This is a genomic window from Peribacillus sp. SRI_006 (genome assembly GCF_057586375.1).
Genome location: NZ_JBYCZT010000003.1, coordinates 227699 through 240266, shown reverse-complemented (window position 1 = coordinate 240266; position 12568 = coordinate 227699). Strand labels below are relative to the sequence as shown.

Here is a 12568-nt window from a genome sequence, read left to right as displayed (position 1 = left end):
TCCCTCCTCCCTTTGTTATCCAGTAACAGACACATCTACAGATTGATGCCGATTAATGCGGTTTTCATAAAGTCTGAATATCTTCTCGAACAATAGCACGACTGCATAATAGATAACGGCCAATGAGAGATAGACTTCGAGAGCATGTGCAGTTGCGGCAATCAATGTCTCTCCCCTCCCCATCATATCCATTACGCCAATGGTAAAGGCAAGTGAGGTATCCTTTAAGGATCCGATAATAGAGTTTGCGATATTTGGAAAAGCAATCCGTATGGCCTGAGGAAGCACAATTCTAAAAAAGCTTTGACTATTATTCATTCCAACAGAATAGGCTGCTTCCGTTTGCCCATAATCGACAGCCTTAATCGCTCCCCGGAATATTTCTGCAAAATGTGCCCCATTACTTAATGCATACGTAATAATGACAAAATACAGAGCATCCATTCTAGAAATATCAATATTAATGAATAACAGGATTGCAGGCAGTCCATAAAAAACTAGAAATAATTGTATTAAAATAGGCGTTCCCCGAATGAATGAAATATATAATATGACAAATTGATTCAAGACAGGGATACGAAATACTCTCAGGATGGCTGCCGCTATCCCGATGACCATTCCTAATAAAACGGATGCTGCCAGAATTTGCAATGTTACTCCAAGATAATATATTAATGTCGGAATGAAATCGACGATTAATGAAGGATCAAATGCTTTCCCCATGCTTTAGCACCTCCGCGCTTACTACTATCTAATTAAAATCCCACTGAATAGTCTGCCCCCAGCCACTTTTTACTTAGTTCGCTAACTACCCCTTCTTCTTTCAGTTCCACAAGTGCTTCATCAATTCTCTTCTGTAAAGGCGTTTCGTCTTTTCTTAGCAAAAAGTATACTTTTGAATTAAGAAGCGGCTCACCCACAACCTTTTGCTGTGCATCTGCTTGTTTATTTAAGAAGTCGACTGCAAATGGTGTAGTAATGGTAGCATCCGCCCGACCAGTTTTGATTTGATTCTTCGTATCATCTGCGCCTTGGCCAGAATAGACAATTTCAATACCGGCATTATTTTCTTTATTATACTTTTCAAGAAAAACAGCAGAATTGCTCGTTGCACTCACTATCGCTTTTTTTCCTTTTAAATCTTTAATGGAATGGATATCATTGTTGTCCTGATGAACTGTAACTTGAAGCGGAAAGACATTGTATGGTTCTTTATTAAATAGAAATTTTTCTTCCCGTTCATCGTTCACTTCCATTTGATGAGCAACAAAATCTATTTTGTTCGTTTCTAAACTTAATAATAGATTAGAAAATTCCATCGTTTTAAATTCAAATTCATATTCAGGCAGTTTTTCATCGATTTGACGAACCAACTCGACATCATACCCTGTCAGCTTACCATTACTATCCAAAAAGCAAATGTTAGGGAACTGCGTCCCTGTTCCAACAATGATTTTCTGAACTTCTTTATCTTTTGAATCCCCAGATTTTGCTGTACTGGTTGTTTCTTCTGAAGAGCAAGCTCCTAAAAAAGTTAGTAGCAGTGCCATGACAATTAATAACGTTTTTTTCATCTCAATTCCCCCGAACATTTTTAATTACTAACAATTGGTTCTTTATTTTCAATAATGCGATACAGCGTTTCATCTAGAATTTTACGAAGATACACAATTTTTTCTCCATCGTGATCTCGTTCTGCAAAAATCTCATAGCCTCTTCTTTCATAAATGGAAACAAGCCAAGGATGACGTTCAGCTGTCGCCAAATAGACGGCCGGCGCTTTCACCTGTTTCCGAAGTATGTTTTCTTCCACGTAGGTTAACAAAGTCGAGCCAATACCTTTTTGTTTATAAAGGGGGTCGACTGCAAACCACCAAATGAATGGGTACGGACTGAAATGATCAGGGTCATTCCATGGATGACGAACTGTCACGGTGGAAACAATTTGGCACTCCTCCTCTAAAACATAAGTGAGATTCCGCCTAATATTATTCGTCACTAGCTGCAAATCAGCTGTCGCAGCCAGAAAGTTAATATTCAATTCCCTGATTGGTTCATAAGCCCGAAGTGTGACGTTTAGCACTTCTGGAGCATCGTTTACAGTGGCAAGACGGATTAACTGTGTCATGATTAACTCCCCTTTTCTATAACATATTATTTACACAAGAATAGTCGGATTTATTTTTGCAATCTTTCCTTAATTCAATCAGTCATACTTATAGACTCAGATTTAAGGGCGTGATATTTTTTGTTATTGTACTCGTTTGAGTACTTTTTCAAGATGAGGAATTCCAATTTCCGTAACGCTCTCATATACACTACCTCGCCCAATTTCAATAATGGGCACATACCGAACTCCATATTTGATTTCTAAAATATCTCGCCGATCATCATGATTGGTAACATCCACCGTTTGATAAGCGATCTTCTTTTCTTTTAAGTATTGTTTAACCTCTTCGCAATAGTGACATCCTTGTTTTGACCAAACGACGACAGATAACGCTTCTCCCATTTCTTATTCCTCCTTCAATTTTTAAATTGATTCTTCAATCATTGATTAATGCTTTCTTTCGCATAACGATTTTCCGGGAATGGAAGCCCCAAGTTGCCTCTTAATGTTTCTGCTTCATATTCAGTACGATATATTCCCCTTTTTTGAAGGATAGGGATCACATAAGATACAAAGTCACTTAAAGCATTAGGAACACTTGAAGCAAAGATAAATCCGTCCGCACCCTTCTCTTCAAACCATTTCTGAATCAAATCCGCCACTTTCTCTGGAGTTCCAATAAAAGAAGTCCGGGGTGTAGACTCTTTAACTGCTACTTGACGGAGCGTTAACTGTTTCTCCTTGGCTTCCTGTTTAATTCGATCAGTTGTACTTCGGAAACTGTTTTTTCCGATGTCTCCGAGATCTGGGAAAGGTGCATCCAGTTCATATTGGGAAAAATCATGATGATCGAAGTATCGTCCTAAATAGTCAAGCGCCTTATCTATAGAAACCAGGTTAGCGAGTTCTTGATATTTGTGCTCCGCTTCTTCCTCAGTTGCACCAATGATTGGCGCGATACCTGGCAGAATAACAATTTCATCAGGATCTCTCCCGAATGCAATAGCCCTGTTTTTCACATCTTGATAAAAAATCTTGGCATCTCCCAAAGTTGGTTGACCTGTAAAGATTGCATCCGCTTCTTTAGCCGCAAGGTTTTTTCCAGCTTCTGATGAACCTGCTTGAAAAACGACTGGTCTCCCCTGTTTTGATCTGGCAATGTTGAGTGGTCCTTGCACGGAAAAAAATTCTCCTTTATGCTTTAATTGATGCATTTTAGAAGGATCAAAAAACTCACCGGACTCTTTATCCCGAGTAAACGCGTCATCCTCCCATGAATCCCAAAGTCCCTTGGTGACTTGTATATATTCTGATGCAATCCGATAGCGTTTGGCATGATCAGGGTGTTCTTCAATCGTTTTGTTATAGTTCAAGGCCGTACTCTCAAGAGGGGTAGTAACAAGGTTCCATCCGCCACGACCTTGACTAATGTGATCAAGTGAAGCAAATTGCCGGGCTACAGTAAATGGCTCACTGTATGAGGTGGAAACTGTTCCGACAAGCCCTATTCTTGATGTAAAAGCAGCGAGTGCGGATAAAATGGTAAGTGGTTCAAATCGATTTAAAAAATGCGGAATTGACTTCTCATTGATAAACAATCCGTCAGCAATGAAAAGTAAATCGAACTTTCCCTCTTCAGCCTTCTGGGCCTGCTCCTTATAAAATTCAAGACTTACACTGGCATCTGCTTGAATGTCTGGATGTCTCCAACCGGATATACTCCCTCCTACTCCATGAATAAGCGCTCCAAATTTCAACTTTCTCTGTTCAGACATCGATACTCCTCCTTTAATTAATCGGTTTTCAAATTTGCTACATCCCACATCTCCCCTGATTGCTGAGGCCTTTTTAATTTTGGCTCGTAACGTGTTTCTCTTCAGATAAGACTAATTGAAGTGGACTCAACAATCGAAAAGATCTGAACCTTTCTGCTTCCTTTAAAATCGGCGAATGTAGGATAAACTCATCTACCCCGTACTTTTCATGTAAATTTGCTAAGACTTCTTTTACATAAGAAGGAGTTCCAGCAATAATATTGGAATCCTGTTCTTCTATTTCGTAAAGCTCCCCAGACTGCTTCCCGAATAACTCAGCTTGCGCTAAGGTTTGGACTGTGACAGAGCGACCGCTTTTGAGATGAACTTTCACAATCTTCTGATCACCTGTTAACTGTTCCGCTTCTTGTTGTGAAGGAGCAGCAATCACTGAAACCGATACCTTAAAGCTACCAGTTGGATAGATACTTTGGTAAATGCGTGCAGCATCTTCAAGTACAGTCTCATTACTGTTGATAAATCGAGCAAATACATAAGCTATCCTAAGTTCGGCTGCTAACCTGGCACTGTCAGCACTTGCACCAAGCAGAAACATCTTAGGCTTTTCGGAAGGTAGCGGTGTCGCTTGAATGCCTGCAAGCGGGTGAGTTTCATCAACTGAGTTCTCGATTATTTCTTGCAGGAAAGATAACCGCTCTTCGAAATCTTTTCCAGCATTCACAGTTCCAAACTGTAGCGCCTTCGTTGATAAGGGGAGCCCACCTGGTGCCTTTCCGATGCCAAGGTCTACCCTGCCGGGCGAAAGATTCGATAATACGTGAAAGTTTTCCGCCACTTTATATGGACTATAATGCTGAAGCATAACACCTCCGGACCCTACCCGAATCGATTTTGTCTGGGCCAATAAATAAGAAATCAATACTTCCGGGGAGGACCCCGCCAGCTGTTCGGCATGATGATGTTCGGATACCCAGAAACGGGTATAACCCCACTCTTCTGCATGTCTAGCCAGGTTAATGGTTTGCTGCAGTGCATCAAATGCTGAAGCTCCTGGAAATATCGGGCTCTGGTCTAAAATGCCAAGCTTATAACTCATATTCTCTCCTCCGATTTAATTCAAAGTTCACTTATGCGAATAATTATATTTTGACATATCCTATCACCTAAAACATGTTAATGGCAATGGTTTTACTAATAGAAAAAAATATTGTATTGATAGAAAATATCTATCAATTAGATTGTATCTGTAATTGCTGATGGGTTTTCTCAAATTTCTGAATTGATAAAAGAATGTCTTTCCATAATAAAGGGGATTCCATCCCGTGATTTAAATGCGTCAGATAGATGTGCTGCTTTATCTTGATTAAATGTGACACATCCACTTCAATCAAAGTTCCCTGTTCTAACTCTTTTTTAATACATAAGTACGGTAAAAATCCGATACAGCTTCTGCTAAGAATTAGCGACTTCGCCACTTCCAGGTGATCAACCTGAAAATCAATGCGCGGCTCTACATTTGATACTTCAAAAATTTTATGAACGTGGTTCCAGTCAAGCGCACCACACTCAAAAAATACCAACGGCTCCATTGCTAATTCCTGTACTGTTAGCCCAGTTCGAAGTTGAAATGGATGTCCTGGATACACGACTAAACGAATTGAATTATCAAGGGTTTTGTGATTTTGCAGACCACTATGTGTAACATCCTTCATAAAGGCTATATCAACCTGTTTCTGAAGCAATTTTTCCATTAATGCATCATTTGTTGCTGAAATGAATTTAAAGCGTAAATTTGGGTTTTCCTTTTTCCATAGAGGAAGAGCAAATGGAATAAAGTATTGCGATGTAATGATATTAGCCCCTATCGTTATTTCCTCCAGTTCGCTTCCTGTCTTCAACTGCTTTTTCCCCTGGTGAAAGGTACGAATAATTTGATCCGCAAATGGAATGAAGGCTTTCCCTTTTTCGGTTAAAATAATCCCTCTTCCTTGCCTCTCAAATAGTACTGAATCGAGTTCACTCTCAAGCGTCTTAATTCTTGCCGAAACCGTTGGCTGTGATAAAAACATCGCCTCTGCGGCTTTATGAAAACTATTAAGGTGAACAACATACATAAACGCTTCAATATGATCAATATTCATCTAGCCAACTCCTTTTTCCAAAATGAACGCAAAAAGCTCCTGTTCGCTTATCGCGTTCAGGAGCTTTCGGTTGTCCAATCAGCTCATCCTCTTATAATAATTCTTTCTCCGATTTTAATCTGATAAAACCAATAAGTAAAGTATAATTTAATTAACTTAACAAAGAATAAATCACATTTTTTTTGCATTATCTTACAATTTTATTCAAGGGACGCAATCTATTATGCAGATGAAAATTTCAGGATTCTAAGTAAATAAAACGAATAATCCCATTCTCTTATTGCCCGCTTTTCAATCCTGAGTGTGCATCTTTTTTTAAAATTTGGATTGAACTTTTCCAAGCTGTCCATCTGTCTACGTTATATTTTTTTCTCCTTATAAAATAGAAAAGAAAGGTCATCCTAATGGAGTAATTTCAATAATGACATAAGGAGAGAAACTACATGCCTCAACAGCAAATTGATATCAATCAATTAAATCAAGCAAAAGCTAACGTTACCCTTACGCAAACCTTACTTTCACAAGCAATTGAAAAATCTTCCTCTGCTTTGGCACAAGAAGCCATTAAACAAGCTGCTCAAGAAATTGCCCAAGCCCAATCTTCCGTAAATCAGGTTTATAGTACAGTACAAGCCCAGCAAGCGGAATGATTCTGGGGATTATCCGAATAATTGATTCAAAACAAGAAGAAAGAGGCCTATATCCAAATTCAGGAATAGGCCTTTATATAACGAATGTTTATGGTGTTCCAAGCTTTTTTCACCCCCACTTATTTAATGGCGGTATGCTTTGTGGGAACTTAAACGCATTGTATGGATCATACCTCGTTTTCACTTCCCTAAGCCGTTTGAAATTTTCTCCATAATACGCAGTTGGCCAATCTTTGATTAGAGTATCCGGCCAATTCACATAGTCACCGGTAGTAAATGGTGACAAGGCATGCTTCAGGTCCTTGATCCAACGAATGTTTAGCCGCTCTTCTTCTGGATTGGTCCATGTAGCCTGATACTCCTGGGCGATGATGGCATCTCGATAATAAAAAGCTGTCTCCTTTGGATCTTTAAGGCCCGCCACTCCTCCTAGGGATTGGTGCCAAATGGCTGCATTTTCATTTGGAGCATTTCCTAAAAAATGTTTCATAGTTGCGATTGCTTGCTGTGGAAAAGCTTTTTCAATGAAAGATCCTGACCTCTTTCGATGCGCCGGTTGATTTCCAGCTGGATAATCAAAGAATCTTACGGCTTCAATGTATGGGACTTCCTTTATCATGACATTTATTGGTGAACCGGTTTTTGTCAAAGGCTTTAATAGCTGCTTCAATCTATGTGACGTTCCAACAAATTCACCTTTAGCAAAAATTTCGTTTGCTTCCTTTGCCTTGAATTCTATTTCTGAAGTTAAGCCTTCATCAGCTTGAGTGGCCCAATCCTGCCAGGCTTCAAACACCGCTTCGAAATCCTCCCACCCCCATGTGACGGAGAAAACGGAAACCCTTGATACGGGGGTTACCCTGAAAGTAAGAGATGTGACTATGCCAAAGTTTCCCCCTCCTCCCCCGCAGCATGCCCAAAATAAATCACTATTGATTTTCCTATTCGCTTTAATGAGTTTGGCTCCCCTCTTTCCACAAGCCCTTACCATTTCTATTTCAAGTAGATTGTCACAAGTAAGTCCAAAGCGCCTCGTTAACATACCTATTCCACCGCCGAGCGTAAGACCTACAACACCAACACTGCTTTCGGTCCCTGCCGGAATCGTCGTGCCATAGTCCCATAACGTATTATATACTCGCCCTAAATCAGCTCCGGCTTCAATTTTTGCGATCATTTTTTCACGATTGACCTTGATATTGTACATTTCACTAATATCAATGACTAGACCGCCATTCACTAATGAAAAATTTTCATAACTATGCCTGCCGCTCCTAACCCGGAAAGGTGCATGATTTTCCCGGGCCCACTTCAATGAATTCAACACATCATCGGAACTTTGACAAAACACAATGACCTTTGGGAATTTAGAAAAACTTAAGTTATTATTTATCCTGGCACGCTCATACTCAGCATCATTAGGTGTAACGATACGACCGGTAAGCTTTGTTCTTTCCAAAAGATAACCCCTTCCTCGGGTAAATATGTAACATCCTATGAAAAAACCTGGCATGAAGATACATTCCCCTTGCTGTCCCTCCCTTGTTACGAGGTCAAATTAGCTACACTCGTGAGTTTCGCCGTTTTACTCGCGAATTCGACGACTTTACTCGTGAATTCCGCTGTTTTACTCGTGAATTCAACGACTTTACTCGTAAGCTTCGCCGTTTTACTCGTGAATTCAACAACTTCTCGTGAATTTCGCTATTTTACTCGTGAATTCGACGACTTTACTCGTGAATTCCGCTGTTTTACTCGTGAATTCAACGACTTCTCGTGAATTTCGCTATTTTACTCGTGAATTCGACGACTTTACTCGTGAATTCCGCTGTTTTACTCGTGAATTCAACGACTTTACTCGTGAGTTTCGCCGTTTTACTCGTGAATTCCACAACTTCTCGTGAATTTCGCTATTTTACTCGTGAATTCGACGACTTTACTCGTGAATTTTGCTGTTTTACTCGTGAATTTCGCTATTTTACTCGTGAATTCGACGGCTTTACTCGTGAGTTTCGCCGTTTTACTCGTGAATTCAACAACTTTACTCGTGAGTTTCGCTATTTTACTCGTGAATTCGACGACTTTTCTCGTGTGTTTCGCTGTTTTACTCGTGAATTCGACGACTTTTCTCGTGAATTCCGCTGTTTTACTCGTGAATTCGACGGCTTTACTCGTGAATCCCACGACTTTACTCGTGAGTTTCGCTGTTTTACTCGTGAATTCCACAATTGATCTACAAGGAAAAAAAAGGCCCTTCTCGAATTAGAGAAGGGCTTTTTACTAGAATTTCTTATCCTGAAATCTCATCATCGGATTTAACATCCAATGGTGTTCGTTTATCCATTTTCAGCATGTAATAACTTGCTATTACCAAGGCTAGGAAAACGATCCCGACAACCAAGGAAATCCTTGTACTAGGATTGATCCACATACCTACCAGCACCATCAGTAAAAAGGCTATTGTCGCATAGTTACTGTAAGGGGCCAACGGCATTTTGAACGGATGTTTCTCCATTTCAGCGGCATTTACCTTTCTGAACTTAAGCTCACTGATAAGTAAGACAAACCATGGAATCATCCCAGGCAAAACACTCGCACTGTACACATAAAGGAATACTTGCGGCGGTGCAAGGTAATTCAGGATAACCCCGATGCCCAACCCTAATAGTACAGCGATCGTGCAATATGCCGGAACTCCATTTTTAGATACTTTAGCAAAGACTTTCGGAGCTTGGCCATTCAATGCCAGTGTGTAAAGCATACGACCTGCACTGAAAATCCCACTGTTGCATCCAGACATCGCCGCAGTGATGACGACAAAATTAATGATGCCTGCCGCTGCAGTGATACCTATTTTGGCAAAGGTCGAAACAAACGGACTGCCTAAGTCATCCAGTTGATCCCAAGGGAATACTGTCACGATGACGAAAATGGCACCAATATAGAAAATTAAAATGCGCCATATAATTGATTGAATCGCTTTTGTTACGGTCTTCGTTGGGTCTTTCGCTTCCCCTGCTGTGATGCCGATAAGCTCAACGCCTTGATAGGAAGCCACGACAAGTGAAAGCGCAAAGAAGAATCCTGTCCAGCCTCCCGTAAAGAAGCCGCCATTTTCCCAAAGATTCGATAATCCAATCGCATCCCCGCCATTCCCTATTCCAAAGAAGATAAGGCCCAGGCCGGCAACGATCATCAATATAATCGTTATGATTTTTATAAGTGCAAACCAGAATTCAAATTCCCCGAAGGATTTAACGGAAATGAGGTTGGCCGCTCCCAAGATGATCATGGCGACCACACCTGGTATCCAGGCCGGTAACTCCGGGAACCAATATTGCATATACAAGCCAACCGCAATGATTTCGGACATTCCGACGATTACCCATTGAAACCAATTGCTCCAAGCAGTCATATAACCTGCCAAAGGATGTATATAGCTGCTCGCAAAGGTTGCAAAAGAACCTGTAGTCGGTTCTAAATAAAGCATCTCACCCATGGAACGCATGATGAAAAATATAAAAATACCTGCAATGGCATAAGCAAGCATTACAGAGGGCCCGGTCCATTTGATCGTGCTCGCAGATCCCATGAATAAGCCGACTCCGATGGTTCCGCCCAAAGCTATCATTTGAATGTGACGTGCTTCCAGCCCTCTCTTTAATTCCTTGTTCGACATGATTAACTCCTCCAGATGCAATATCGGTAATGCTTTTCTATCCTTACCACGAACTTATTAATTATTGCAGTTAGAAATGCTCTATCGAAAAAATACCAATAACACTTCATTTATGTTTTCTTATCTTATAATAGTAAATATTCTGTAAAAATACAATTGTATTTTTGAAATAAACAGTTGCCAATAATATCTTGTTGATTTTTCTAATCTAAAAATATCATTTTAAAAAAATGATGTTCAGTATTTTATTATAGTGATCGTTCATAATGAGTAGAAAACAATCACTTCTGCTTAGACCTTAAGTTAAATACAGACCACTATTAAACTACAGAAAATGCCTGTTTCATTTCAAAAAAAATTGTTGACCTACCGAAAAATAGATGATAGAATTCCAATATTATTTTATAAGCATAATGAAATGATCAAGCAGTGGAAAATCATCACTGACTGACATTTCTTCACAACCGCATACAAGCAAGCGATGAATGCTATGGATGACACTATAGCAGGAGCAGCTTCTGGAGAGACTGTACAAGATGCAGCGCCGAAGGATTCACAATCTCAGGCAAAAGGACAGAAGAGTAACGAATGATATATTGTTATTCTGAGCCCTTTAAGAGATTGGTATTATCCAATCTCTTTTTTTATTGTCCATATTGTGATTGGACTAAAACAACAAATGGGAAAGGCAAGCTGGACGACAATCACGTCCCTCTCTCCAAGACCATGCAGGTAAACATTCACTACCAGACTATAAAAACGGGGGCGTACGAATTGGCTAAACAAGAATTAAAAAGAGATTTAAAAAATCGACATGTACAACTGATTGCAATAGGAGGAACCATTGGCACCGGTTTATTTTTAGGTTCCGGAAAAGCCATACAATTAGCAGGTCCTTCCATATTATTCTCTTATATGATAATAGGGATTGCCTTGTTTTTTGTGATGAGGGCCCTGGGGGAATTGCTTTTATCCAATGCAGGGTACACATCATTCACTGAATTCGCAACTGAATATGTCGGTCCATGGGCCGGCTTCGTGACCGGTTGGACATATTGGTTTTGTTGGATCATGACCGCAATGGCCGATATCATAGCTGTCGGTGTTTATATGCAATATTGGTTTGATGTCCCTCAATGGATTCCGGCTCTGCTTTGTCTGGTCATTCTGTTAGGATTGAACCTATTGACCGTTAAGATATTTGGCGAATTGGAATTCTGGTTTGCCATCATTAAAGTAATCACGATCATCGCCTTGATCATCGTAGGAATTTTCCTTCTGATCCTCGGCTTCAATACCAATACCGGAACGGTTTCCCTAACGAACCTTTGGAATCATGGCGGCATGTTCCCCAATGGCATTTCCGGATTCCTGTTATCTTTACAGTTGGTCGTCTTCTCATTTGTCGGTGTCGAATTGGTCGGGGTTTCTGCAGCAGAAACGGCGAACCCGCGAAAGAACATTCCATCTGCCATCAATAAAATCCCTGTCCGGATTTTGCTTTTCTACGTTGGTGCACTATTCGTCATTCTCTGCGTCAACCCATGGACACAACTGAATGCCACAAGCAGTCCATTTGTAGAGGTCTTTGCGTTAATCGGCATTCCAGTCGCTGCAGGGATCATCAACTTCGTCGTTTTGACATCCGCTGCTTCTGCATGCAACAGCGGTTTATTTTCAACGAGCCGAATACTTTATACGTTAAGCAGGAATGGTGAAGCCCCAGCTAAGCTGGAAAAATTAAATAAACAGGCTGTTCCGAGCAATGCCTTATTCACATCCACAATCGTTGTATCAATAGGGGCATTATTAAGCAAGCTGATACCGGAACAGGCATTTACTGTCGTGACTACCATCAGTGCCATCTGTTTCATTTGGGTATGGAGCATTATCTTGATCTCCCATATCAAATATTCGAAAACAAGGCCCGACCTAAGAGCCGAATCGACTTTCAAGGCTCCTTTTACACCTTTTGTCAATTACGTCATTTTAGGCTTATTCCTGTTCATCCTTATTGTTATGCTATTCGCTGAAGCTACACGGCTATCACTGCTCTTGACCCCAATCTGGTTCATCCTCTTGGTGATACTATATAATTATCGAAAAAAAAGATAGCTAAAGGAAATAAAGCCTTGAACTCAATATGAATTCAAGGCTTTATCTGCATATGAACATATTAGGCCTTCGGCTTTCTGCACACTTTTGCTAAAATA

Annotated in this window: 14 protein-coding genes and 1 riboswitch; of the genes, 3 read left to right on the top strand and 11 right to left on the bottom strand. The window is 40.3% G+C overall.

Going from position 1 to position 12568, the window contains the following annotated elements; genetic code table 11:
• Positions 1-15: 15 nt before the first annotated feature.
• The 7 genes from AC2YHV_RS05405 to AC2YHV_RS05375 form a co-directional block, all read right to left on the bottom strand.
• On the bottom strand, positions 16-723 hold the full coding sequence (locus tag AC2YHV_RS05405) for an amino acid ABC transporter permease (RefSeq protein WP_057278662.1): 708 nt from the start codon (positions 721-723) through the stop codon (positions 16-18).
• Between the two features lie 32 nt (positions 724-755).
• The gene (locus AC2YHV_RS05400) at positions 756-1574 is read right to left on the bottom strand and encodes an amino acid ABC transporter substrate-binding protein (protein WP_057278661.1); all 819 of its coding nucleotides are present in this window, start codon (positions 1572-1574) and stop codon (positions 756-758) included.
• A gap of 20 nt (positions 1575-1594) precedes the next feature.
• Positions 1595-2128, bottom strand: a complete 534-nt coding sequence (locus AC2YHV_RS05395; RefSeq protein WP_239860198.1) for a GNAT family N-acetyltransferase — start codon at positions 2126-2128, stop codon at positions 1595-1597.
• A gap of 123 nt (positions 2129-2251) precedes the next feature.
• Positions 2252-2512, bottom strand: a complete 261-nt coding sequence (locus tag AC2YHV_RS05390) for a glutaredoxin family protein (RefSeq protein WP_098187108.1) — start codon at positions 2510-2512, stop codon at positions 2252-2254.
• Between the two features lie 38 nt (positions 2513-2550).
• A complete protein-coding gene (locus AC2YHV_RS05385) occupies positions 2551-3885 on the bottom strand; it encodes an LLM class flavin-dependent oxidoreductase (protein WP_487372752.1) in 1335 nt (444 codons plus the stop codon).
• Positions 3886-3958: 73 nt separating this feature from the next.
• Positions 3959-4981, bottom strand: a complete 1023-nt coding sequence (locus tag AC2YHV_RS05380) for an LLM class flavin-dependent oxidoreductase (RefSeq protein ID WP_487372751.1) — start codon at positions 4979-4981, stop codon at positions 3959-3961.
• A gap of 133 nt (positions 4982-5114) precedes the next feature.
• A complete protein-coding gene (locus AC2YHV_RS05375) occupies positions 5115-6026 on the bottom strand; it encodes a LysR family transcriptional regulator (RefSeq protein ID WP_487372750.1) in 912 nt (303 codons plus the stop codon).
• A 443-nt stretch (positions 6027-6469) separates the two neighbouring features.
• Between AC2YHV_RS05375 and AC2YHV_RS05370 the strand changes: the two genes are divergently transcribed.
• Complete coding sequence (locus AC2YHV_RS05370; RefSeq protein ID WP_487372749.1) at positions 6470-6676, top strand: hypothetical protein; 207 nt, start codon at positions 6470-6472, stop codon at positions 6674-6676.
• Positions 6677-6785: 109 nt separating this feature from the next.
• Here AC2YHV_RS05370 and AC2YHV_RS05365 read toward each other — a convergent pair whose 3' ends face one another.
• Complete coding sequence (locus AC2YHV_RS05365) at positions 6786-8135, bottom strand: FAD-binding oxidoreductase (RefSeq protein WP_369315997.1); 1350 nt, start codon at positions 8133-8135, stop codon at positions 6786-6788.
• Between the two features lie 111 nt (positions 8136-8246).
• Here AC2YHV_RS05365 and AC2YHV_RS05360 point away from each other — a divergent pair, with 111 nt between their 5' ends.
• Entirely contained in the window at positions 8247-8456 is a 210-nt protein-coding gene (locus AC2YHV_RS05360) for a hypothetical protein (protein WP_487372748.1), read from the top strand.
• Here AC2YHV_RS05360 and AC2YHV_RS05355 read toward each other — a convergent pair.
• The 3 genes from AC2YHV_RS05355 to AC2YHV_RS05345 form a co-directional block, all read right to left on the bottom strand.
• Positions 8440-8568, bottom strand: coding sequence for a hypothetical protein (locus tag AC2YHV_RS05355; protein ID WP_487372747.1), 129 nt, complete (start codon positions 8566-8568; stop codon positions 8440-8442). The genes AC2YHV_RS05360 and AC2YHV_RS05355 overlap by 17 nt on opposite strands.
• Entirely contained in the window at positions 8552-8902 is a 351-nt protein-coding gene (locus AC2YHV_RS05350; protein WP_487372746.1) for a hypothetical protein, read from the bottom strand. Before AC2YHV_RS05350 ends, AC2YHV_RS05355 begins: the two co-directional genes overlap by 17 nt.
• 64 nt (positions 8903-8966) lie before the next feature.
• Complete coding sequence (locus tag AC2YHV_RS05345; protein WP_063577410.1) at positions 8967-10355, bottom strand: amino acid permease; 1389 nt, start codon at positions 10353-10355, stop codon at positions 8967-8969.
• Positions 10356-10863: 508 nt separating this feature from the next.
• Positions 10864-10942, top strand: a riboswitch (glycine riboswitch).
• A gap of 187 nt (positions 10943-11129) precedes the next feature.
• Here AC2YHV_RS05345 and AC2YHV_RS05340 point away from each other — a divergent pair.
• Positions 11130-12470, top strand: coding sequence for an amino acid permease (locus tag AC2YHV_RS05340; RefSeq protein WP_328144598.1), 1341 nt, complete (start codon positions 11130-11132; stop codon positions 12468-12470).
• The last annotated feature ends 98 nt before the right edge of the window (positions 12471-12568 follow it).